This is a genomic window from Flagellimonas flava, assembly GCF_900129665.1.
In the GTDB taxonomy this organism is placed as follows: Bacteria; Bacteroidota; Bacteroidia; order Flavobacteriales; family Flavobacteriaceae; genus Flagellimonas; species Flagellimonas flava.
On the sequence record NZ_FQWL01000003.1, the window covers coordinates 56,161 to 80,126 of the forward strand.

A 23,966-nucleotide genomic window follows, 5' to 3' on the forward strand; every position below is an offset into this window, starting at 1 on the left:
CTCGTTTTATTCTGCTGGGGCTATGGTCTCCTTAAAAGTAGCCTGTTCCGCAATCCATTTATTGTATTCCTCCTCGGTCTCTACAATAATCTTCATCTGCATATTATAGTGGGATTTTCCACAAATCTTGTTACATAATAGGATGTAATCAAATTCCCAAGGTTCGGAATTGGGTCTGCCTTCCGCAGCCCATTTTGCCCTTAAGGCATTGGTTCTTTTTACTTTGTCCACAACATCTGGATTCAAACGCATCTCCTCCGTTGTTACCGTGGGCGTAAACGAGAACTGAGTAATCATACCTGGAACACAGTTCATCTGTGCTCTAAAGTGAGGCATATAGGCCGAGTGCAAAACATCTTGTGAACGCATCATAAAATTTACCTTCCGACCTACGGGCAAATGCAATTCTTTTACTATAACATCATCAGATGCATTTGGATCCGCTTCGTCCAAACCTAGAACATTGGCACGGTCGATATCAATCAACCGAACACTTGCATCACCTAGCACATTATCCTCGCCTCCATATCGAGCGGTCCAATTAAATTGCTGGGCATAGAGCTCAACAATCAATGGGTCATCGTCATCATTGATATCCATGATATTGGTCCATGTATACAATCCCCATAGAATCAATCCTGCCAATACAATTACCGGGATTATGGTCCAGATAAATTCCAATCGGTCGTTATCGGCGAAGAACAAAGCTTTTTTGCCCTTCTCCCCGCGGTATTTATATCCGAAATAGTGTAATAGAAACTGGGTAATGGTCTGCACAAAAAAGATAATGGCAAAAGACACCCACATTAACTGGTCGTATTCACCACCATGAGCCGATGAAGACTCTGGCAATAGCATTTTTCCATATTTTGCAAAGCTGAATATGGTAATCCCGTAGATAAAAATTACGAACCCAAATAAAAGGTAACCATTGTATTTGTTATCCTTATCCGTGGCTACCTCTGTATGCTCTGCTTTAAGTTGGGACAATTCGAAAATCTTGGTCATTTGCCAGATTGCAATTGCCACCAGTACTAAAACAGTCAATGTTAATAATGCAGTCATTGTATATCTCTCTAAGACTTAATCGTATTAATAATGAAATTGTCTACTCTCTTCCAAAAATGGATTTCGCTTGGGTTGCAATGGCGCTTTGGTAAGCGTATTGAACACCCAGAACACGAACAATCCTCCAAAGAACAAAATCCCTCCAATTTCCGGTATTCCAATATGCCATTGGTCACCAACAGTTGCTGGCATGATCATATTGAACACATCCAAGTAATGGCCCAATAGCACAATGATACCTGCCATGATTACAAACCAATTTACACGTTTGTAGTCGCTGTTCATCAAGACCAATAAAGGGAATATGAAGTTCATGGCCAACATTCCGAAGAATGGCAGTTTATAATCTTGGAACCTTGCTATATAGTATGTTACCTCCTCAGGAATATTCGCGTACCAAATCAACATGAACTGTGAAAACCATAGGTAGGTCCAAAAAATACTGATGGCAAACATAAACTTGGCCAAATCATGTATATGACTATCATTCACATTTTCCAAATATCCTTTGGATTTCAAATAAATGGATATCATGGCGATTACCGTAATTCCCGAAACGAACATACTTGCAAAAACATACCATCCGAAAAGGGTACTGAACCAGTGTGGGTCCACACTCATAATCCAATCCCAAGACATCATGGATTCTGTAATCAAATAGAACACCAAGAAGGCCGCTGACCATCTAAAGTTCTTTACAAAGTTTGTATTGTCATCGGATTCATCCTGTGCCAATGATAGCTTTCTTGAATACTCCCTATAGAATATCCAACCACCGAGGAAAATAGCGGCCCTCACCAAAAAGAAAGTTGGGTTTAGGTAACCAGCTTTTCCCTGTAGTAACTTATCATGCGCCACCACATCGGCATCCATCCAAACAAACATGTGGTTCATGTGCAGTACGGAAAGTACCAAGATTACAAAAACGATTATTCCACCAGGCACCAAATAAGCCGTTATCCCTTCCATAACCCTAAACAGAAGAGGGGACCATCCTGCCTGTGCGGCTCGTTGAATAGCGTAAAATGCCAACACCCCCAATGAAATCATAAAGAAAAAGAAGGCAGCAACATACAGCGCCGACCAAGGTCTATTCTGTAATTGGTGCAATAGGTGCTCATCATGCGAGGCATCGTGAGCAGCTTCTTCTCCATGGGCGGTCGAAGCACCATGTCCTTCATTTCCTCCTTCATGGGCATTCACCTCACCATGTCCTCCCCCGTGACCATCATCATGGGCAGCGGCCACTATGGCTTTAGCTTCCTCCACCGTACTTGGGGCAGAAATAAAACCGATTGCCAAAAAAATCAGTCCCACTGCCATGGCAATGAAAGATCCTATTTTAAGTCTGTTTGAAAACGTGTACATAGTATACTAATCCAATTATTTTGTTAGGTCTTCCTTTAATTTCATCACATACTCGGAAACCTGCCACATTTCTTCCTCATTGGCCAACTGGGCGGCATAGGACCCCATGGAGTTCAGTCCGTAGTATATGGTATGATAGGTACTTCCCACAGTGATGTTACGTGCAACGTCATCATAACTGGGCACACCCAATATCTTTTCGCGCTTAACAAGAGTTCCCTGTCCTTTTCCCTTAGGGCCATGGCAAATGGCGCAGTAGATATCGTACAATTCCTTTCCTTTTGCCAGATTGGTTTCCATATCCAAAGAATCCAATGGACTAGGTTCTAAACGAGCCAAATCCTTTCCTTCGGGAGTGTTTTCAAATTTATAAGGCAAATATCCCCTTGCCACGGTGTTTTCAGCAGGAAGTAAAGCTTCAGTTCCCTGAGGAAACAATCCGTTATCAACACCTTCGTAGGTTTCATAGCCAACTGATTCGTACATATTGGGCATGTACTGATAGTTGGGACTATTTTTATCAAAGCAAGAAGTCATTAGAAGGACCAATGCCAAGACCATACTTATTTTTCCGATACGCTTCATAGTATTAAGACTCCTTTTCTGTAACTTTTAGTTCCACTGCTCCTGTTTCCCACAATAATGCAGTCAACTCATCTTCGTTATCGTGTATCCCAACTTCCATCAAAAAATGGTCGTCCGTTGTTCTAACATCCGGATTTTCCGCCTTCTTGAAAGGCCACATTCTACTTCTTAGGTAAAAGGTGATTACCATTAAATGCGCCGCAAAGAACACGGTCAACTCGAACATAATTGGAACGAAAGCGGGCATATTCTCCAAATAGCTAAAACTTGGCTTACCCCCAATATCTTGAGGCCAGTCGTCAATCATGATATAATTCATCATCACAATCGCCACCGCAAGTCCCAAACAGCCATACATGAATGAAGTAATGGCGATACGAGTATCCTCCAAGCCCATAGCCTTGTCCAAACCGTGTACTGGGAAAGGAGTATAAACCTCTTCTATATGATGGTGATCCGCCCTGACCTTTTTCACGGCATGCATCAACACATCGTCATCAGTATAAAGTGCCTGTATAACTTTTGAAGCCATAACTACTTTTTATCGTTTAATTTTTTCGCCTGTCCGGCCCAATCATCGCGTTGTGCCCTTCCTGGGAACGACCCGGTAATGGAATCCAATAGGTCATATTCTTTTTCGGTCATCTTACTTACTTGTTCAAAAGTGTAGATTCCGATTTGGTTTAGGGTCTCCTCCATTTGAGGACCAATACCCTTAACTTTTTTCAAATCATCGGCAGTCTGCTTATCCGCATCAAATGTCCCGATAGCATCCAATAGTGACGACACCTGTTTCTCTTCCGCTTCGGGCTTTTCTACCTTAGCCTCGACTTTTTCTACCTTTCCGGCCTTTGATGGCTTTTCATATAAAGGTTTTCCGGCATCCCGAAGTTTTTTATATCGCTCACCTGAAGCCTTTAAGATAGATTTCACCTCAGCCTGGGCGATTACCGGGAATGTTCTGGAGTACAATAAAAACAGTACAAAGAAGAACCCAATAGTTCCCACAAAGATTCCTATGTCCACAAAGGTTGGAGAGAACATGGTCCAAGAAGATGGCAAGTAATCCCTGTGCAAAGAGGTAACAATAATAACGAAACGCTCAAACCACATTCCAATGTTCACCACGATAGAGATAAAGAAAGAGAACATGATACTGGTACGCAATTTCTTAAACCACATGAACTGTGGTGAGAACACGTTACAGGTCATCATGGACCAGTAGGCCCACCAATAAGGTCCAGTAGCCCTGTTCAAGAATGCATATTGCTCGTATTCCACACCGGAATACCATGCGATAAAGAGCTCCGTAATATAGGCACAACCCACAATGGAACCTGTGATCATGATTACGATATTCATCAACTCAATATGCTGAACCGTGATATAAGCTTCAAGATTACATACCTTTCGCATGATGATCAAAAGTGTATTTACCATCGCGAATCCGGAGAAAATCGCACCCGCAACAAAATAAGGCGGGAAAATAGTTGTATGCCAACCAGGAATTACCGACGTGGCAAAGTCAAAGGATACAATGGTGTGCACAGAAAGTACCAAAGGAGTAGCCAAACCGGCCAAAACCAAGGAAACTTCCTCGAAACGCTGCCAGTCTTTGGCCCTACCTGTCCAACCAAAACTCAACAGGCTGTATATTTTCTTTTGGAAAGGCTTTATCGCCCTGTCGCGAATCATAGCGAAATCTGGAAGCAATCCAGTCCACCAGAACACCAAGGAAACCGAAAGGTAGGTGGAAATCGCGAACACATCCCATAGGAGAGGTGAATTAAAGTTAACCCATAACGAACCAAATTGGTTGGGAATGGGAAGTACCCAATACCCTAACCATGGACGCCCCATGTGTATAATCGGGAACAGACCTGCCTGAATCACCGAGAAGATGGTCATCGCTTCCGCAGAGCGGTTAATGGCCATTCTCCATTTCTGACGGAACAACAGCAATACCGCTGAAATCAAGGTACCTGCGTGACCTATACCTACCCACCATACAAAGTTGGTGATATCCCATGCCCAGTTTACGGTTCGGTTAAGACCCCAAACCCCAATACCTGTTGAAATGGTATAAATGATACATCCTAGACCCCAAAGGAATGCCACCAAGGCAATGGTAAACACAATCCACCATTGTTTGTTGGCCTTTCCCTCAACCGGAGCAGCAATATCCACAGTTACATCGTGGTATCCTTTGTCTCCAAGTACTAAGGGCTTTCGAATAGGTGCTTCGTAATGCGACGCCATAATATATCTTCTAGTTACTTCTTATTTATTGATTAAGCCTCGTTGGTATTTCTCACCTTAACATGGTAGAACACATTGGGTTTGGTACCCACATGCTCCAACAAATGGTACATTCTATCATCATGTTTCAACTCGGACACTTTACTGTGCTCGTCATTAACGTCACCAAATACCATGGCGCCACTGCTACAAGCAGACGAACATGCAGTTTGGAACTCGCCATCCTTAACGACGCGTCCATCCCTCTTTGCATCCAAAATGGTCTTTTGTGTCATTTGAATACACATAGAGCATTTTTCCATTACACCTCGGGAACGTACGTTGACATCTGGATTGATGACCATTTTACCCAAATCATTGTTCATGTTGAAATCGAACTCCTCATTGTCATGGTACAAGAACCAGTTGAATCGACGTACTTTATAAGGACAGTTGTTGGCACAATATCTTGTACCCACACAACGGTTATAAGCCATATGGTTTTGACCCTGTCTGCCGTGCGAGGTTGCCGCCACAGGACAAACTGTTTCACAAGGCGCATGGTTACAGTGTTGACACATTACCGGCTGGAATGCAACCTGGGGATTGGCCGATGCATCTTCCATCTCACCAAAACCGCCCAAGGCACCATTGTCCCCGAACAGGCCTTCCATACCTTCCTTCTTCTCATTGTCTTGTTCAAAACTTTCTTCCGAAGAATAGTACCTATCGATACGCAACCAGTGCATATCCCTTGAACGACGAATTTCCTCTTTTCCAACAACGGGTACATTATTTTCTGCATGACATGCGATAACACACGCCCCACAACCTGTACAGGCATTTAAGTCGATGGACAGGTTGAAATGATGTCCAATAGAACGATCAAACTCCTCCCATAAATCGGCATCTGGGGAAGTAACAGGGATCTCTTGGTGATTTAGACTTACATGTGGCATTGGATTCCACTCATGGTGGTCCTTGGTATTGAAAATCTCCAAGGTAGTTTCCTTGATGATATCCCCACGCCCCATCAATGTTTTATGTAACTGAACGCAGGCAAACTCATGCTCTCCTGCTGCTTTTTCAACGCTTACCGATTGCACATTGGAAAAATCCTTGTACAATGCATAGGCATTTACTCCAGTTGCCATTTCTTCTTTCATTCCAGCTTCCCTTCCGTATCCGTAGGAAAGACCAACTGTACCTCCTGCTTGACCGGGCTGAATGATGACCGGCACACGTTCCAAAGTGGTTCCGTCAACGGTAAGATTCACATAACTACCATTTAGACCTCCATTGGCCACGTTGGTATTTTCCAAACCTAATGCCGTGGCGTCAGCCTTGGAAATAGTAACATAATTATCCCACGAAACCCTGGAAATTGGATCAGGAAATTCCTGCAACCATGGGTTGTTGGCCTGTTTACCATCTCCCATGCCCACTTTAGAGTAAAGCACCAATTCGGTTCCTTGACTAGTTGCATTAACCAGAGAACGGACAGCAGCCGATATCGGCGCAATGCTCTCCACTTCCTCAGTCTCCTCATCCGTTTCAGATATCACCGTAGCAGCTCCTTCAGCATCGGCATCAGTCACGGCCGCCGGAACAAAAACACCGTCTTGTAATGCTTTATTCCAGTCACCACCTTGCAACAGATTGGTATTCCAATTGTCTTTAATGTATTCGTAATAGCTCTGCTCACTGCCCATCCAATTCAACAAGGCCGACTGGAACTGGCGCGTATCAAACAACTCGCGAATTGCGGGCTGCATCAAACTATATTGTCCTTTTTTAATCTCCGCATCTCCCCAAGATTCCAAATAGTGGGACGCAGCGGCAACAAATTGTGAAGATTGGGCCGTTTCATCATTGTTAAATGAAAAACTAACAGAAACATCAACCTTTCCAACTCCTTCAATAAACTCAGCAGCATTGGGAAGTGAATAGGCAGGATTAACTCCATCCATAATCAACAATCCCACACGGCCAGCATTCATATCTGTAACCAATTTGGACACTTTGGCGGTATCTCCTTGGCGTACAAATTTTGGGTTTTCAGCATCAAACGCCTCACTGGCCAACAATTTGTTGATGGCCAACACCACAGTTTGAGCGTTAATATCATTTAGACCGGTCACAACAACCGCTTTATTTCCTGCTTTTCTGATTTGCGCCGCTACACTTTCCACAGCTGCATCAACTTCAGAAGTTCCACCACCCACATTGCTGCCATTAAGCTTGCCATACAATTTGGCCAAGGCAATTTTCTGCTGGGTAGGCGTCATGGGGTAACGCTTGTCCGCATTTGCACCCGTCAGAGACATATTAGCCTCCAACTGCACATGCTTGGACATTTTCCCATTCTTGGGCACACGTCCTTTTGCATAACCACTGTCATAGCCTCCACCTTGCCAATCTCCCAAGAAATCAGCACCGAAAGAAACTATCAAGTCAGCTTTTTCAAAATCGTAATCCGGCAAAGCTCTTTTGCCATAGGCAGCATTGAAAGCATTTAGCGCAGCGTCCTCGGAAATGGCATCATAAACCACATGGTTTACACTATCCCCATATTCCGCTTTGAACTCCGCAATCAATTTATCGGTAGACGGACTTGCATAGGTCTGCGTCAACAAAACAATTTGACGATTGGACCCCTTGAGACTTCCCAATTTAGCCTTTACATTGGCATCTAAAATATTCCATTCTACAGGTTCCCCATTTTGCATAGGCCCCTGAACCCTTTTACTATCATAAAGTGACAATACGGATGCGTTCACCCTAGCATTGGCATCTCCATTAACTTTAGCGTAGGTATTGTTTTCGATCTTGATCGGCCTTCCTTCCCGTGTCTTTACCAAAACACTTGCAAAGTCAAATCCATCTGCAATGGTAGTAGCATAATAATTGGCCACTCCCGGAACGATATTGTCCGGTTGAACCACATAGGGAATGGATTTATGAACAGGCCCTTCACAAGCCGCAACCGTAGCAGCTGCAGTACTAAAACCAACGTACTTCAAAAAGTCTCTTCGACTAGTAGCAGTTTCCGACAGATTCTCTTTATCTCCCAAAAACTCATCTACGGGAATCTGCTCTGTGAATTCGTTATTTCTTAGCGCCTCAACAATGGAATCGTTCGGATTTAACTCCGCTTCGCTCTTCCAGTATTTTTTGTTTGATGCCATACGATATATCTGAGATTATCTTCTTTTATTTTTAATAGTGGCACTTACCACATTCCAAACCGCCCATCATGGCCGCCGTAAGCTCCTCTACTCCATATTTCTTGGAAAGCTCAGCATGAATGGCCTCATAGTATTCGTTGCCTTCCATTTTCACATTTGTTTCCCTGTGACAATTAATACACCATCCCATGGTCAATGGAGCGAACTGGTACATGACTTCCATCTCCTCAACAGGACCATGGCAAGTTTGACATTCGATACCTGCTACGGATACGTGCTGAGAGTGATTGAAATAAGCAAAATCGGGCAGATTATGAATCCTTACCCACTCTACAGGTTGAGTCTCACCAGTGTATCTCTGGTTCTCCTCGTCCCAACCAACTGCTTTATACAATTTTTTTATTTCCCCTGTGTAGAATTCATTGGTATACCCATTCGCCACATCCTCTGCACTTGGTCCTTCTGGATTACCCTTGTATTCATAAATTGATTTATGACAATTCATACATACATTCAATGCGGGAATACCCGAGTGCTTCGAAACCCTTGCAGATGAGTGACAGTACTTACACTCTATCTTGTTATCTCCTGCATGGATCTTATGGGAGTAGTGAATTGGCTGTACTGGAGCATATCCCTGATCCACTCCAACCTGCATCATCCAACCGTAGGCAAAATATCCACTTGCCAACAAAAGAAAGATGGCAGTGACCAATACCAGGAACTGATTCTTAACAAAAGCTTTCCAAATTGGAAGTCCTTTATCAGCTTTATCTTTTTCGATAACAACACCATTGGCCTCGGCAATTCGCCTTAGCGTATTGTTGACCAAAATCAGCATAACCACCAAGAGACCGAATACCAATGCCAAGGCTCCAAGAATAATCTCATTGGAAATACCACTTCCAGATTCAGTTGTGGCTGCGGTTGCACCAGAAGCTGCTGCAGCGACCGGCGCTGGGGGTGGTGCCGCGGTATATGCCAAAATATCATCTATATCCTGATTGGACAATGTAGGAAAAGCGGTCATTGCCGCTTGGTTATACTCTGCGTAAATTTTGTTGGCATAGGCATCCCCGGATTTGATCATCCCGGGGCTGTTCTTGATCCAAGTGTAAAGCCATTCCTTGTCCAATCCCTCGTCTTCGGACAACCTGCTTTCCACATTGGCCAAGGCAGGACCGGTCATTTTTCGGTCCAAAGCGTGGCACGCCGCACAATTCTGGTTGAACAACTGCTTTCCCTTCACTGGATCACCTCCACCAGCAGCTTCTGCAACAACCTCAGTTGGAGCAGCTTCTTCTTGCGCATAAAATGAAACGGAAAAAAGTAGGAGAGAGAAACCTAAAACTTTTGAAAATAGATGGCGGTATAAAACCTTTTTCATACTAACAGAATTTCTATCGAAATCTTTGGCACGATTATTCCAATTGATACTGAGAACAATAGCTTTTGGATGGCCTAAAATCGCAGACAAAAGTACGACATAAGGTCTTTTTTCAAAATGTTAATGGATCTATAATTTCTAATTTATAAGGATTCTAAATAACATAAAAGACCAGTGGTTATACACTAAAAATTTACATTTGCACGTATACATAATTGGTAAGGAACCATTTACTATGAAAACCCCTGTATTGACATTGTTTTTGTTAGGTTTGACTTTTCATCTTTCTGCACAGGAAGGTCAGGTCAGTATAAATCAAGACCCAAGGATTGATGAGTTGATGAAGTTGTACACCCAAGTCAATTCCAAGGCAGATTATTATCAAATCCAAGTAGGTTTTGGAAGCTATCAAAAGGCACAAAACCTAAAATCCAAAATTGATATTGATTTCCCGGGATGGTATTCCAAAATTGAATTTGAATCACCTACTTATCGTGTTCGTTTGGGAAAATTCAAGACCAAATTGGAAGCTGAACGCAAATACCTCGAAGTCCGCAAAAAATACCCCGATGCCATGCTCCTAAAACCGGAGAGCAGTTCCAGATAGGTTCAGGTGCATCGCCAAAACAAAGTCCCATTTTAACAGCATCCTAAACTACGGGGACCTACTGGATTCAAAAATCTAGACTTAAAGGCCACAGACTACCAGCTATTTGCCGAAAATCGACATCCCACCCCAAAATATTGTGCAAAAAAAATCCCGCCGAAGCGGGACTTATTAATATTGATTTATTAAAGTTTCTTCTTAACGGCTACCTCTTGGAAGGCTTCAACTATATCACCTTCCTTGATATCATTGTAGTTCTTAATCTGCAGACCACAATCATAACCTTTTGAAACCTCCTTCACATCGTCTTTGAATCGTTTCAATGAAGTCAGCTCTCCTGTAAAGATAACGACGCCATCCCTGATCAAACGAATTTGTGAGTTTCTAAATACCTTGCCACTGGTCACCATACAACCTGCAATGGTACCAATCTTGGAAATCTTAAAGGTTTCACGAATTTCCGCATTACCGGTAATCTCTTCTTTCATTTCCGGGGAAAGCATTCCTTCCATGGCATCCTTAAGATCGTTGATCGCATCATAGATAATGGAGTACATTCTAATATCAATTTCCTCCTTATCGGCTACGGTACGCGCATTACCCATGGGCCTTACATTAAATCCGATGATAATCGCATCTGAAGCACTTGCCAACAGCACATCAGATTCCGTGATGGCTCCAACACCTTTATGGATGATGTTCACCTGGATTTCATCCGTAGAGAGTTTCTGGAAAGAATCGGTCAAGGCTTCCACGGATCCATCCACATCACCCTTAAGGATTATGTTCAATTCCTGGAAGTCACCTAGGGCGATACGTCTTCCAATTTCATCAAGCGTAATATGTCGCTGCGTCCTAACGGATTGCTCACGCTGTAATTGCGAACGTTTGGCAGCTATTTGCTTGGCCTCCCTCTCATCATCCAATACATTGAACTTATCCCCGGCCTGCGGTGCACCATCCAATCCTAAAATTGATATTGGAGTAGCCGGACCAGCCTTTTCAATATTTTTTCCACGTTCATCCTGCATGGCTTTCACCTTACCACTGCAAGTCCCCGCCAATACATAATCACCTATCTCCAAGGTACCGGATTGCACCAAAATAGTTGAGACATATCCACGACCTTTATCCAAGAAAGCTTCCACAACGGTACCGGTGGCAAGCCTATCCGGGTTGGCCTTGAGCTCTAATAATTCCGCTTCCAAAAGCACCTTTTCCAAAAGTTCGTTGATTCCCTGTCCAGTTTTGGCCGATATATCATGGGACTGGATTTTTCCTCCCCAATCTTCCACCAGCAAATTCATGCCGGCAAGACCTTCCTTAATCTTATCTGGATTGGCCGTTGGCCTATCTATCTTGTTTATCGCGAAAACAATAGGAACACTGGCTGCTTGGGCGTGACTAATGGCCTCCTTGGTCTGTGGCATAATATCATCATCAGCGGCCACCACAATAATAGCAATATCCGTTACTTGCGCACCCCTAGCACGCATAGCGGTAAAGGCCTCGTGACCCGGAGTATCCAAGAAGGTTATTTTTTGCCCGTCTTCAAGTGTTACGCCGTAAGCACCAATGTGCTGGGTAATACCTCCACTTTCACCGGCGATTACGTTTTCTTTACGAATGTAATCCAACAAAGATGTTTTACCATGGTCAACATGACCCATTACCGTAACAATAGGGGCTCGTGCCTGCAAATCCTCCGGAGCATCCACATCTTCTTCAATAGACTCCTCAATTTCAGCGGTAACGAATTCTACTTCATAACCAAATTCCTCCGCCACAATCGAAAGGGTCTCAGCATCCAAACGCTGGTTCATGGTCACCATAATTCCCAATGACATACAGGCGGATATGATCTGGGTAGTGGAAACGTTCATCATAGTGGCCACCTCATTCACGGTAACAAATTCGGTAACCTTAAGGATTTTACTTTCAAGTTCCTGCTGTTCAAGATCCTTTTCAGTCTGCTGCCTGTGTTGATCTCGTTTCTCCCTTCTATACTTGGCTCCTTTGCCCTTATTGGATTTCCCTTGAAGTTTTTCGAGGGTCTCCCGCACCTGTTTTTGAACTTCCTCCTCTGTTGGCTCCACCTTTGGAACCGAACTTCGCTGTCCCCTTCTTCCCGGACCGCTTCCACCTCTTTGGTTTTGACGTCCGTTACCGGATTGTTGGGAATTCTTGCTTACAATACGTTTTCTCCGCTTCTTGCGGTCCGTAGAACTATCCGAAGCTTTGTCAGAGCTTTTGACCTCTTCCTTTTTCTTCTTTGGTCGTGCAAATTTGGAAAGGTCAATTTTATCACCGGTTATCTTGGGACCGGAAAGTTTCTTGTATTGGGTCTGAATGGCCTCTGGCTCCTTAGGCGCCTCGGCGGCTTTTTTGTCCTCCGCTGGCTTCTCTACCTCAACCTTTTTAGTTTCTGGCACGACCTTCTCCTCCACTTTGGTTTCCTCTGGTGCCTTCTCAGTTTCGGCCACCTTTGGTTCTTCCTCGGTTTTAGGAGCCTCCGGTTTTTTCTCGAGATCTATTTTACCTACAGTTTTAGGACCGGATAATTCGGCTTTCGCCTTGATAACTTGCTCGGCATTTCTCTTTTCCCTGGCAAGCCTACGTTCTTCCTGCTCCTGCTCAATTTGGATTCTGAGCGCCTCTTTTTCCTTCCTCTTTTCCTCACCAACTTCCTTGGAGGCTACTTTTTTGCTCTTATCCGTTTGGAACTCATCCAACAGCACCTGATACACTTCATCCGTGATCTTTGTGGTAGGCCTTGCCTCTATATCATGCCCAGCAGATGAGAGATAGTCCACAGCCCGATCCAAAGAAATGTTCAATTCCCTGAGAACTTTATTAAGTCTTATTGTTGGGTTTCCTGCCATAAATTGTTTTTCCTAGCCCTAAAATTCGCTGCTAATATATAGTTTAATCTTCAAATTCCTCTTTGAGAATGCGCACTACCTCCTGAACAGTTTCCTCTTCCAAATCAGTACGCTTGATCAAGTCCCCTACTTCCTGCTCCAAAACACTTCGTGCGGTATCCAGTCCAATTTTCTTGAACTCTTCGATTACCCATGCCTCTATTTCATCCGAGAACTCGGTAAGCTCCACATCCTCCTCGACACCTTCACGGAATACATCAATCTCATAACCAGTTAATTGACCGGCCAATCTAATATTGTGACCTCCCCTACCGATAGCCTTGGACACTTCCTCAGGCTTCAAGTATACTTGGGCAGTTTTCTTTTCATCATTCAACTTAACAGACGAAACCCGAGCAGGACTCAAAGCCCTTGTCACCATCAATTGGGAATTATTCGTCCAGTTGATAACATCTATATTTTCATTCCCCAGCTCGCGCACAATTCCATGAATACGACTTCCTTTCATACCCACACAAGCACCTACAGGGTCAATTCTATCATCATAAGAGTCCACAGCTACTTTGGCTTTTTCCCCTGGAATCCTGACCGCTTTCTTGATGGTGATCAAACCATCGAAAACTTCAGGAATTTCTTGGAAGAACAATTGTTCCAAGAATGCCGGAGAAGTTCTGGACATAATAATGGCGGGCTTATTGCCTTTCAGCTCCACGCTTTCTATTACCCCTCTTACATTATCCCCTTTGCGGAAGAAGTCAGATGGAATTTGCCTATCCTTTGGAAGAATGATCTCATTCCCTTCGTCATCCAATAAAATAATGGCCTTATGGCGAATATGATGCACTTCAGCCGTATAGATTTCACCTTCCAAGTCCTTGAACTGCTTATAAATAGTGGTATTGTCGTGCTCATGAATTTTGGAAATGAGGTTTTGGCGCAACGCCAAGATAGCCCTTCTTCCCAGATCCATAAGTTTCACTTCTTCGGAAACATCTTCACCTACCTCAAAGTCAGGTTCAATCTTTCTGGCTTCAGTAAGCGATATCTCCTCATTGGGTTCTTCCACCTCTCCATCTTCAACCACGATTCGGTTCCTCCAAATTTCCAAATCCCCTTTATCTGGATTGATTATGATATCGAAGTTCTCATCTGAACCAAACTTCTTTTTCAAGGCATTTCTGAAGACATCCTCCAAAATGGCCATTAAGGTTACCCTATCAATAAACTTATCGTCCTTAAACTCCGAAAAGGATTCGATGAGCGCTAGGTTTTCCATTTTTGAACTACAATTAAAATTTTAAAATAACTTTTGCTTTATGGATATCAGAAAATGGAATCACCTCCTTCTTCTGTACCGTAACTTTTCCTTTACCCACAGGCTTGGGCTCTCTGGCCTTCCACTCCAAGGTAATAGTATCCGTTGTGGCTTCGGTCAAAGTTCCTTCCAACTCTTTATCTTCCGTTTTGACCGCTAATTTTCTACCAATATTTTTTTTATACTGACGGGGCAGCTCCAAAGGTGATGTGGCGCCGGCCGAGGTCACCTCAAGTGAAAAATCCTCGTCTTCCCGATCCAAATTGTGCTCTATGGCCCTGCTAATGTTCATGCAGTCCTGAAGATTCACACCCTGATCACCGTCCAACACTACCCTGATCGTGTTATCGCTTCCCATCGTAAAATCGATAAGGAAAAGCGAAGGATGTTCCTCCAAGGCTTTGTCCAACAGCGATGTTACTTTCTCCTTCAGCATAAAATCAAGTAATAAAAGAGGGGACTAGAAGTCCCCTCATGAATACAATTATATCCGTTCAGTGGTGCAAAGATACAATAAATATAGAGTTTGCAAAATTGTTGTCCATGAAGGTATTGCAATGGTTTTAATCTGATTCCTGCATCCACCACAATTGTTCCCAAATATTCTCATCACCATCGTTTTTTTGGGATTCACCTGGCGTACTCCTTCCATCCTGAACATATTTGGTAAGCAAACTTTTGAGCTCTTCCACTTTTTGCGGATTTGAAGACTGTAGATTTTGGGCCTCACCAGGGTCATCTTTTAAATTATACAATTGCAGTTTGGGCAGTTCTTTCAACACATCCTTATCCATAGGTGTCGGATAGCTCCATCCTCCAGAACCAGGACACAGAATCAGTTTCCAATCCCCTTTGCGAATGGCAAAGCTCCCGTTGATGGAATGATGCACCGTAGCCTCTCTAAATTCTCCAGCAAAAAAATCCCCCTCAAATAAGGGCAGCATATTATAACTATCCTCCGCTTCGTTGTTTTTAAGCTCATACCCAACAATAGCGGCACAAGTGGCAGCAAAATCAGTAGTGCAGATGGTTTGGGTGTTTTTGGAACCTGCTTTCACCTTTTTGGGCCATTTCACCAAAAAAGGCACTCGATGTCCACCTTCAAAAATATCTGCTTTATGGCCTCTATATATATGACTGGGATTGTGTCCTTCTTCAACAAGTTCTTCAATTTTGGCTGCAGGCGAACACCCGTTGTCACTCGTGAAAATAACAAGGGTATTTTGCTCTGCACCAGATTTTTTGATAGCCGTGTTCAATTGTCCCACGTAATCATCCACCATCATCATAAAATCCCCATATGGGTTCAATCCACTTTTACCCTGCCATTCCGCCGAAGGTAAAATTGGGGTATGCGGTGATGGTAATGCCAGGTAAAGAAAAAAAGGGTTTTCGTCCTGCGCATGTTCCTTTATATAGTCTATGCCCCTTCGAAAAAAGTTAGGAGTAACGTCTTCATGAACGAAATCTTTGGATGTGGGCCCTTTCCTCCACCAAGAATATTTCCCCCTACTGACCGTGGTTTCTTCAGGAATTTCAGTCGCCATCCCATTTTCCACATAAACATAGGGAGCCATATCCAAGGAGCCGCTATGCCCGTAAGCATACTCAAATCCCAAATCATTTGGGGTGTTCTTCACCGGCTTTGTATAATCAATATTGGTGAATGTGGTGTCTTGCCAACCTGTTGTTGGTTCCAGCTCTGGATTTTTAAGTGCCCAGTCCCAACCTAAATGCCATTTCCCAATAAAAGCTGTGTTATATCCTTTTTCCTTTAAAATGGAAGCCACTGTTGTTCTTGAATTCGGAATCAAGGCCTTGGAAGCACCTAACAATACACCCTCCTTTAGACTACTTCTCCAATTGTAGCGGCCTGTAATAATACCATATCGCGTAGGGGTACAAACCGCTGAAGAGGTATGGGCATCGGTAAACATCATACCTTCTCTTGCCAATAAATCCAATTGGGGAGTTTTGATTTTGCTGTGCTTGTTAAAGGCAGTGATATCACCGTAACCAAGATCATCGGCCAAAATGAAAACAATATTTGGGTTTTTGTGGGTCTGCTTCTTCTTTAGCTCATTGTTCTTGCAACCAAAAGCCAATAGTAAAATGGTGAGAAGTGATATTAATCTAAGGTGACTCATAGTTCAGTGGACCAGTTTTGAGTTGAAAGTACCCAAATTACTCCAAACAAAAAATCCCAATTTCCTTAGAAATCGGGATTTAACTCTTTCTGTTGGCCCACTAGGACTCGAACCTAGAACGACTGGACCAAAACCAGCTGTGTTGCCAATTACACCATGGGCCATTTGCCATTAAGAGGGTGCAAATTTATAACAAACTTTGGTTTCGGCAAATATTTTCGAAATAATCAGAACTATTTTTTCAGGAAAAAAGCCTGTTAAAGCTTTTCCAAAATTCCACCATCGTCTCTACTATATTTACTAAATTCGCCCCAATCCGGTAAACACCATATTTATGTTTGCAAAAGACTTCAAAAAATGGGACACCATCCTTGGATGGGTATCCTTTGCCATAGCATTTATTGTCTATGCCTTAACGGTTGAACCCACAGGAAGTTTTTGGGATGCCGGAGAGTATATTACCACTTCCGCAAAGTTACAGGTAGGTCACCCACCAGGTGCACCCTTGCTACAAATGATAGGTGCTTTTTTTGCCATGTTTGCTTTCAACGACCCTTCCAAGGTCGCTCTAATGGTCAATGCAGTTTCAGTTGTTTCCAGTGCCTTTGCTGTGCTGTTCACATTCTGGACCATTACCAATTTAACCCAGAAAATGATTTCCAAAAAGAAGGATTTATCCAACGCTAAGGCCATAGCCGTTTTTGGCAGTGGTTTAGTTGGTGCCCTGGCCTTTACTTTTTCAGACAGTTTTTGGTTCAATGCAGTAGAAACCGAAGTTTATGCAATGGCGAGTCTTATTATGGCCTTACTGCTTTGGCTTGGATTGAAATGGACGGATAACTTAGAAGACCAAAGAGGACACCGATGGTTATTGCTCATATGTTTCATGATCGGTCTTACGTTCGGAATCCAGTTTATGGGTTTCCTTGCCATTCCATCAATAGGATTGCTTTTTTACTTTAAGAAGTACAAGAAGACCACCGTTAAAAATTTCTTGTTGGCCAATATTGCTGTTGTGACCATTTTGATGCTGGTCTACAAGTTCTCCCTTACCTATGTGCTAAAACTTTTTGGATGGAGTGAAGTGTTCTTTATCAATAGCATAGGATTACCTTTCAATTCGGGGACCATAATCATGGGGCTATTGTTTATCGCTGCCTTTTATTTTGGATTACGTTATACACGAAAAAATGGTTTCCATGCTGGAAATTTAATCGTCCTTTGCCTCATGTTCCTTCTATTGGGGTTCTCGTCTTGGCTTATGTTGCCCATTCGCGCCAATGCCAATACGGTAGTGAACGAAAACAATCCGTCGGACGCCCGTTCACTTTTGGCCTATTATAACAGAGAGCAATATCCAGGTGTTGAAAGTCCTTTTTATGGAGCTTATTACTCCGATACATTTGCGCCAGCAGGTGAAGACCAAGATGATCGTCCAAAATATGAGAAAGATGAGAAGCTCGGCAAATATGTTATAGTAAACAATTACAAAGGGGCCATTCAAGGACCCAATAGCAAACATGTAGGTATACTTCCCCGCTTATGGAGCGATCAGCACGCGGAAAACTACATGCGTTATTTTGGAGTATTGGATTTCAAGATTAAGTCCGAGTACATCTCCCAGAACGATTTAAGGGATGCTGTGGCCCAGTTCAAAAGTGCATTTGATAGCGGCGAACTGGACACTGATCAATATATTCGGTTCCTTCGGGAATTTAGCGACTACATTGAAGTGGAACCTCCTTCTTTAGGACAAAACATCCGCTACCTATTTGAATTTCAGTTTGGGTATATGTACATGCGATATTTCATGTGGAATTTTGCGGGAAGACAGAATGATGTTCAGGGACGCTACGACGAAAACGGAAACTGGCTCAGTGGAATAGGTTTTGTAGATAGTATGAGATTGGGGAGCCAGGACAACCTCCCAAGTGATTGGAAGAACAATAAAGCCCGAAACACCTACTTCTTTTTGCCCTTGCTCCTCGGAATTTTAGGCATAGTGTTTCAGATTTCCCGAAACCCAAAGCAATTCTGGGTGCTCTTTGTATTTTTTATGTTCACCGGTCTTGCCATCCAGTTTTATACCAATCCCTATATCTTTCAGCCAAGAGAGCGGGATTATTCACTGGTAGGATCATTCTATATTTTTTGTATTTGGATAGGTATTGGAGTTTATGGGCTTTTTGATGAGTTCAGAAAATTGTTGTCAGCCAAAATAGCTGCCCCGGCAATAACCACAATCTGTCTGCTGGCAGTTCCTCTGTTAATGGCCTTTCAAAATTGGGATGACCACGATCGCTCAGGTCGATACACAGCCCGATCAACGGCAAAGGCCTACTTGGATTCCTGCGAGGAAGATGCAGGAGCTATACTCTTCACCATCGGGGACAACGACACCTTCCCATTATGGTATGCACAAGAGATAGAAGGACACAGAACAGATGTACGTATTGTGAACACCAGTCTCTTTGCCACGGATTGGTATATCGATCAAATGAAACGAAAAGCTTATGATAGCGACCCTATCCCTTCGCAGCTTACCCATGACAAGTATCGTTATGGTTCCAGGGATGCTGTTTATTACCAAGGCATAACGGACAGCCGATGGGACATCAAGGACTTTATCAATTGGATTGGTAGCGATAAACCACAGACCAGATACCGTTACTTGCTGGAAAAGCAGGGTGCCGACGTAAGTGATATTCCCGAGGGGACCTTGAACATAATTTACTATCCAACCAATAAGATTCGGATTCCTGTCAATAAAAAGAATGTTTTGGAGAGCGGTTTGGTGAAACCAAAAGATTCCGCCTTAATCGTGGATTATATAGATATTGACCTTCCACAGGGCGCACTTCCAAAAAATAGGATCCTCATGTTGGATCTCATTGCCAATAACGATTGGAAACGCCCAATATATTTTTCAGGGGGAAGTTTCGACCGAGCCGAATACATCTGGATGAAGGATTATTTGCAACTAGATGGCTTGGTGTACAAACTGGTTCCTATAAAAACCCAGAACCAAAGTTCCTTTGAGATGGGCAGGGTGGATAGCGATCTTATGTACGATATTGTGAAAAAATGGGATTGGGGAAATTCTGGGGACACTTCTATTTATCATGACCCACAAACCCGTTCGCAAGGTCTTTCCTTCCGCAGTAATCTAGCAAGGTTAACCGAAACTTTGATTGCGGAAAACAAGATTGACAAGGCCAAAGAAATCATAGATATCGCCATGACCAATATGCCGTTGGAGCAATATGGGTTTTACGCATTTGTGGAACCATTTGTGGATGGTTATTTTAAGGTTGGTGAAAATGAAAAGGCCCTTGTCTTATTTGAAAAATTGAAAGGAATTTATCAGGAAAGGCTGGAATACTACGCAGAAATACCACTTGATGAGCAGTACGAGAGATTGGATGACGTACTAGCTGACATGGAAGCCTATCAACGAATTATTTATATCCTAAGTGACAACCAAGAAAGGGATCTTGCTGAAAAAGAGATGGCGGTATTGCGGGAACAATATATCAGCAAGTTCAGTTTTGTGGATGATGAGGAACTTGAGGATTTGGAAGAGGCCCCAATCGTAGACCCGGATATGTTGGATTCTGTCCCCGTGGACACCATGGTAACCGGTGAAGATACAGTGACTACAGTTACAGGATAAAAAAACAGGGCAAAAACCCCGTTTTAGATATATTCGTTTAAAATACCAATGAGTGTATTGGCATCTTGTTCACCGCTCTGTCGCCAGACCATCTCACCTTTTTTATAGATCATTAAGGTTGGAAGGCCTTTTATTCGCAATGCTTGGGACAATTCCTTGTTTTTATCCACATCGATCTTAATTACCTTGCCTTTGTCTCCAAGGGCCGCGGCCACATCGCGCAATACCGGATGCATAGAGGTGGATTGTTCATTCCATTCTGCATAAAAGTCCAGTAATACCGGCACTTTTAAATCAATAAGTTCACCAAATTTAGACATGTATATTCCCTGGTTTACTAGCCAAAAGTAAGAAAAATTGTTAAAATTTAGTGGAGGCCCTTGTTCAACTCCAAACGAAGTGCGTTAAATTCACGTTAAACCTTTTCTTTTTAGGGTGATCACGGTGATTTCAGGCCAGATACCAACACGCCCTGGATATCCAATAAACCCAAAACCGCGGTTCACATTTATAAATTGACCCAGCTCCTGGTAAACCCCAGCCCAATATTTATATCTCCATTTTACTGGGCTCCACTTTACCCAACCGGGAATCTCGACGCCAAATTGCATTCCGTGCGTATGTCCGCTCAAGGTCAAATGGAAATGATAATCATCCTGAATAACCACATCTTCCCAATGCGATGGATCGTGGCTCATCAATATTTTAAAATCTTCTTTGGAAATACCTTTCTTGGCCTTCTCTAAATCACCAGCTTTTTTAAATCCTCCCCGTCCCCAGTTTTCCACACCCATCAGGGCAATGCGCTGTCCGTCCTTTTCTAAATAGCGATGGGTATCCAATAGGAGATCAAAACCTATTTCCTTTTGGAGGTTTTTTAAATCCTCCAAATTCCGTGTTTTGTCATCATCAGATGGCCATGACGTATAGTCCCCATAATCGTGATTTCCCAGAATGGAAAATTTCCCATCCTTGGCTTTCAAAGTGGAAAACAAATCTGCCCAAGGCTCCATTTCAACAGCTTTGTCGTTGACCATATCACCTGTAAACAGGATAACATCACTTTGTTGCTTATTGATCAAATCAATCCCGTAGGCCACCTTTTCCCTATTGTCAAAACTTCCACTGTGCACATCGGAAATCTGAGTAATCTGATACCCATCAAAGGCTTCGGGAAGATCATCAAACTCCAGTTCGTACTTTAATACCTTGTAATTATACTTCCCTTTGTACATACCATAGAGCAATGCTCCAAAAGGAAGTGCCGCAATGCCCAAGGCAATGCCGCTAATGAATTTTCGTCGTGATGGGAAAAATCTAGTTTGATCATCGGCCACCCCTGAAATCTTGTTGTATCCGAACACAAACAATCGCACTACATCTTCAAGCAGCAATACAATCCCCAGCACCAAGGCCAACATTAAAAAAGAAAAGAAAATTCCTCCGGCAAGCGCGATCTGCCCTCTGACCCCATCCCCAGGAGTATAATTAAGTACCCGAATGATCAAGTTGAGCCAAGCAGCCAAGAAAAATACGCCGTAGGCAATCTGCACCCATACGCTTTTGAACAGGGTCTTGAAGCCTTGTAGCCCATAAAAGGCCATAACGAGGTAAATAACTGAAAGAACTATTAAAAATCTAGGCATGCATTTTTTTTGTAAAGATATTTTTTTAGATACTGGAACTTAAGCTTTTGACTATTATTTAACGCTCCGAACCATTTGACGAATGGTTTCCGGTTTTGTTACGGCCAACCGGTCTTCCCGTAAATGTTTGCTCGAATTCATGGGGATTTTACCTTCCAAGGAAAGTGATTCTCCCAAAACCGTTCCCGAAAGATGTACCGCTTGCAGCCCTACCTCTTTAAACTTATGGGCATTCTCCGGATGTACGCCCCCTCCAGCCATAATGGTCACATTGTTTGCTACGGAATGCAATTCTTTGAGCAATTCCAATCCATCCACTGCCGAGGGAGCCTGACCGGAAGTCAAAATGGTATGGATACCCATATTTTCAAGCTGCTCCAATGTAGTTATAGGATTCTCAACCCAATCAAATGCTCTGTGGAATACCACTTTCATGTCCCCTGCTGTTTGCTTAAAGGTTTTCATCACATCTCCATCCAGGGTAAAATCCTTTTTTAAAGCACCAATAACCACACCCTCAACACTCAAAGAACGACAGTGGTCAATATCGGCCAACATTACATCAATTTCGTGATTGGTGTAAGAAAAGTGCCCGCTTCGTGGGCGAATCAGCACATGAACAGGAATACCAAGTCGTTTTTTTACCAATTCCAAAAGGCCTGCCGAAGGAGTAATTCCTCCCACGCCAAGCTCAGTACAAAGTTCAATTCGGTCTGCCCCGGCCTTTTGGGCATTTAAGGCGGATTCTAAAGAATTGGCGCAAACTTCTACTAGCATATCCCTATATTTATCAGGCCTAAAAATAAACATCCAATTCATGCGACGAAGAAAGTTTCTCAAAAAATCCGGGTTGAGCACGGCCGGACTTTTATCAGCGCCAGTGCTTGCCTCCTGCAATACCAAATCGAATGCAACTGTTGCGCAAACCACCTCCAGCTCCACAAAACCGATTGTAATCTGTACCTGGAACTTTATGAATGCTTCTGCAAAAGCCTGGGAAGTTTTGGAGAATGAAGGTAGTGCCCTCGATGCCGTTGAAACTGGAGTGAAGGTTGAAGAAGCGGATATAAACAACCAGACCGTTGGGATTGGAGGACGTCCCGATCGTGAAGGAAGGGTTACCCTGGATGCCTGTATTATGGACAAAGATGCTAATTGCGGAGCCGTGCTATGCATGGAAAACATAGCCCATCCAATTTCAGTGGCCAGAAAGGTAATGGAAGAAACCCCGCATGTCATGCTCGCCGGATTAGGCGCGGAACTGTTCGCCTATGAACAGGGCTTTGAAAAAACCAATCTACTTACCGAACAATCCAAAAAAGAATGGGAAGAGTGGAAAAAGACATCCAAATATGAGACCATAATCAACATAGAAAACCACGATACCATAGGGATGTTGGCCATAGATGCCAACGGAGACATTGCTGGAGGCTGTACCACTAGTGGTATGGGTTACAAGATGGCCGGAAGGGTCGGCGATTCTCCCATAATCGGGGCCGGGCTCTTCGTGGACAATGAGATAGGTGGTGCCACCGCCACGGGAGTTGGTGAAGAAGTTGTACGAACCGTTGGGAGTTTTTTAATTGTGGAGCTCATGCGTCAAGGAAAATCCCCGCAAGAAGCTTGCGAAGAAGGTGTAAAACGAATCATGAAAAAAAATGAGGGCAGGAAGGACTTTCAAATTGGGTTTATTGCCGTCAACAAAAAAGGAGAGACCGGCGGTTATTGTGTTCACCCTGGTTTTACCTATAGGGAATACTCTGAAAATGGACATGAGAACAAGGCCGTGGAAAGTTTTTATCAAGGCGGGTAATTCCAAAATATTATCACTTTTCCCTACTTTTAAAGACTGTTCAACAAAA

At 43.3% G+C, this 23,966-nt stretch carries 17 protein-coding genes and 1 tRNA gene; 3 read left to right on the plus strand and 15 right to left on the minus strand.

All coding sequences use genetic code 11. The annotated features are described in order from the left end of the window. Window positions 1–6 precede the first annotated feature (6 nt). Genes BUC10_RS09865 through BUC10_RS09895 form a run of 7 tightly spaced genes read right to left on the minus strand, consistent with a single transcriptional unit; the run spans window position 7 to window position 9,834 of the window. Window positions 7–1,065, minus strand: coding sequence for a cytochrome c oxidase subunit II (locus BUC10_RS09865; RefSeq protein WP_073179041.1), 1,059 nt, complete (start codon window positions 1,063–1,065; stop codon window positions 7–9). 27 nt (window positions 1,066–1,092) lie between these two features. Continuing rightward, window positions 1,093–2,436 (minus strand): quinol:cytochrome C oxidoreductase, encoded by a 1,344-nt coding sequence (locus BUC10_RS09870; protein ID WP_073179043.1) that lies wholly within the window; start codon window positions 2,434–2,436, stop codon window positions 1,093–1,095. A gap of 15 nt (window positions 2,437–2,451) precedes the next feature. Continuing rightward, the gene (locus BUC10_RS09875; protein WP_073179045.1) at window positions 2,452–3,021 is read right to left on the minus strand and encodes a c-type cytochrome; all 570 of its coding nucleotides are present in this window, start codon (window positions 3,019–3,021) and stop codon (window positions 2,452–2,454) included. Between the two features lie 4 nt (window positions 3,022–3,025). After that, complete coding sequence (locus tag BUC10_RS09880; protein WP_073179048.1) at window positions 3,026–3,553, minus strand: DUF3341 domain-containing protein; 528 nt, start codon at window positions 3,551–3,553, stop codon at window positions 3,026–3,028. A 2-nt stretch (window positions 3,554–3,555) separates the two neighbouring features. Beyond that, window positions 3,556–5,280 carry an NrfD/PsrC family molybdoenzyme membrane anchor subunit gene (nrfD, locus tag BUC10_RS09885; protein ID WP_073179050.1) on the minus strand — a complete coding sequence of 575 codons (1,725 nt, stop codon included), beginning with the start codon at window positions 5,278–5,280 and terminating at the stop codon, window positions 3,556–3,558. Between the two features lie 32 nt (window positions 5,281–5,312). Continuing rightward, window positions 5,313–8,447, minus strand: a complete 3,135-nt coding sequence (locus tag BUC10_RS09890; RefSeq protein ID WP_073179052.1) for a TAT-variant-translocated molybdopterin oxidoreductase — start codon at window positions 8,445–8,447, stop codon at window positions 5,313–5,315. A gap of 31 nt (window positions 8,448–8,478) precedes the next feature. Continuing rightward, window positions 8,479–9,834 carry a c-type cytochrome gene (locus BUC10_RS09895; RefSeq protein ID WP_073180059.1) on the minus strand — a complete coding sequence of 452 codons (1,356 nt, stop codon included), beginning with the start codon at window positions 9,832–9,834 and terminating at the stop codon, window positions 8,479–8,481. Window positions 9,835–10,069: 235 nt separating this feature from the next. Between BUC10_RS09895 and BUC10_RS09900 the strand changes: the two genes are divergently transcribed. Beyond that, complete coding sequence (locus BUC10_RS09900; protein WP_073179054.1) at window positions 10,070–10,441, plus strand: SPOR domain-containing protein; 372 nt, start codon at window positions 10,070–10,072, stop codon at window positions 10,439–10,441. 185 nt (window positions 10,442–10,626) lie between these two features. On the opposite strand, the gene infB is transcribed toward BUC10_RS09900, so the two are convergent. The 5 genes from infB to BUC10_RS09925 form a co-directional block, all read right to left on the minus strand. Continuing rightward, window positions 10,627–13,323, minus strand: a complete 2,697-nt coding sequence (gene infB / locus BUC10_RS09905; protein WP_073179056.1) for a translation initiation factor IF-2 — start codon at window positions 13,321–13,323, stop codon at window positions 10,627–10,629. A gap of 43 nt (window positions 13,324–13,366) precedes the next feature. Further along, a complete protein-coding gene (gene nusA / locus BUC10_RS09910) occupies window positions 13,367–14,599 on the minus strand; it encodes a transcription termination factor NusA (RefSeq protein ID WP_073179059.1) in 1,233 nt (410 codons plus the stop codon). Between the two features lie 13 nt (window positions 14,600–14,612). Then, window positions 14,613–15,074, minus strand: a complete 462-nt coding sequence (rimP, locus tag BUC10_RS09915) for a ribosome assembly cofactor RimP (protein ID WP_073179061.1) — start codon at window positions 15,072–15,074, stop codon at window positions 14,613–14,615. Between the two features lie 127 nt (window positions 15,075–15,201). Continuing rightward, on the minus strand, window positions 15,202–16,785 hold the full coding sequence (locus tag BUC10_RS09920) for a sulfatase family protein (protein ID WP_073179063.1): 1,584 nt from the start codon (window positions 16,783–16,785) through the stop codon (window positions 15,202–15,204). Window positions 16,786–16,877: 92 nt separating this feature from the next. Next, window positions 16,878–16,949: transfer RNA gene (locus BUC10_RS09925), tRNA-Gln, on the minus strand. Between the two features lie 170 nt (window positions 16,950–17,119). On the opposite strand from BUC10_RS09925, the gene BUC10_RS09930 reads away from it, so the two are divergent. Next, entirely contained in the window at window positions 17,120–20,458 is a 3,339-nt protein-coding gene (locus BUC10_RS09930; RefSeq protein ID WP_073179066.1) for a glycosyltransferase family 117 protein, read from the plus strand. Window positions 20,459–20,481: 23 nt separating this feature from the next. Here the strand turns inward: BUC10_RS09930 and BUC10_RS09935 are convergent, their stop codons facing one another. The 3 genes from BUC10_RS09935 to BUC10_RS09945 form a co-directional block, all read right to left on the minus strand. Beyond that, entirely contained in the window at window positions 20,482–20,778 is a 297-nt protein-coding gene (locus tag BUC10_RS09935; protein ID WP_036382448.1) for a thioredoxin family protein, read from the minus strand. Between the two features lie 90 nt (window positions 20,779–20,868). Next, complete coding sequence (locus BUC10_RS09940) at window positions 20,869–22,104, minus strand: metallophosphoesterase (protein ID WP_073179068.1); 1,236 nt, start codon at window positions 22,102–22,104, stop codon at window positions 20,869–20,871. A gap of 54 nt (window positions 22,105–22,158) precedes the next feature. After that, window positions 22,159–22,881 carry a copper homeostasis protein CutC gene (locus BUC10_RS09945; RefSeq protein WP_073180061.1) on the minus strand — a complete coding sequence of 241 codons (723 nt, stop codon included), beginning with the start codon at window positions 22,879–22,881 and terminating at the stop codon, window positions 22,159–22,161. 40 nt (window positions 22,882–22,921) lie between these two features. Here BUC10_RS09945 and BUC10_RS09950 point away from each other — a divergent pair, with 40 nt between their 5' ends. Continuing rightward, a complete protein-coding gene (locus BUC10_RS09950; protein ID WP_073179070.1) occupies window positions 22,922–23,917 on the plus strand; it encodes an isoaspartyl peptidase/L-asparaginase family protein in 996 nt (331 codons plus the stop codon). Window positions 23,918–23,966: the final 49 nt, after the last annotated feature.

Coding starts and splice junctions, on each gene's coding strand:
- rimP (WP_073179061.1), bottom strand. CDS start 15,074: ATGCTGAAGGAGAAAGTAACATCGCTGTTGGACAAAGCCTTGGAGGAA.
- BUC10_RS09890 (WP_073179052.1), bottom strand. CDS start 8,447: ATGGCATCAAACAAAAAATACTGGAAGAGCGAAGCGGAGTTAAATCCG.
- BUC10_RS09875 (WP_073179045.1), bottom strand. CDS start 3,021: ATGAAGCGTATCGGAAAAATAAGTATGGTCTTGGCATTGGTCCTTCTA.
- BUC10_RS09900 (WP_073179054.1), top strand. CDS start 10,070: ATGAAAACCCCTGTATTGACATTGTTTTTGTTAGGTTTGACTTTTCAT.
- BUC10_RS09930 (WP_073179066.1), top strand. CDS start 17,120: ATGTTTGCAAAAGACTTCAAAAAATGGGACACCATCCTTGGATGGGTA.
- BUC10_RS09870 (WP_073179043.1), bottom strand. CDS start 2,436: ATGTACACGTTTTCAAACAGACTTAAAATAGGATCTTTCATTGCCATG.
- infB (WP_073179056.1), bottom strand. CDS start 13,323: ATGGCAGGAAACCCAACAATAAGACTTAATAAAGTTCTCAGGGAATTG.
- BUC10_RS09950 (WP_073179070.1), top strand. CDS start 22,922: ATGCGACGAAGAAAGTTTCTCAAAAAATCCGGGTTGAGCACGGCCGGA.
- BUC10_RS09920 (WP_073179063.1), bottom strand. CDS start 16,785: ATGAGTCACCTTAGATTAATATCACTTCTCACCATTTTACTATTGGCT.
- BUC10_RS09895 (WP_073180059.1), bottom strand. CDS start 9,834: ATGAAAAAGGTTTTATACCGCCATCTATTTTCAAAAGTTTTAGGTTTC.
- nusA (WP_073179059.1), bottom strand. CDS start 14,599: ATGGAAAACCTAGCGCTCATCGAATCCTTTTCGGAGTTTAAGGACGAT.
- BUC10_RS09935 (WP_036382448.1), bottom strand. CDS start 20,778: ATGTCTAAATTTGGTGAACTTATTGATTTAAAAGTGCCGGTATTACTG.
- nrfD (WP_073179050.1), bottom strand. CDS start 5,280: ATGGCGTCGCATTACGAAGCACCTATTCGAAAGCCCTTAGTACTTGGA.
- BUC10_RS09940 (WP_073179068.1), bottom strand. CDS start 22,104: ATGCCTAGATTTTTAATAGTTCTTTCAGTTATTTACCTCGTTATGGCC.
- BUC10_RS09945 (WP_073180061.1), bottom strand. CDS start 22,881: ATGCTAGTAGAAGTTTGCGCCAATTCTTTAGAATCCGCCTTAAATGCC.
- BUC10_RS09880 (WP_073179048.1), bottom strand. CDS start 3,553: ATGGCTTCAAAAGTTATACAGGCACTTTATACTGATGACGATGTGTTG.
- BUC10_RS09865 (WP_073179041.1), bottom strand. CDS start 1,065: ATGACTGCATTATTAACATTGACTGTTTTAGTACTGGTGGCAATTGCA.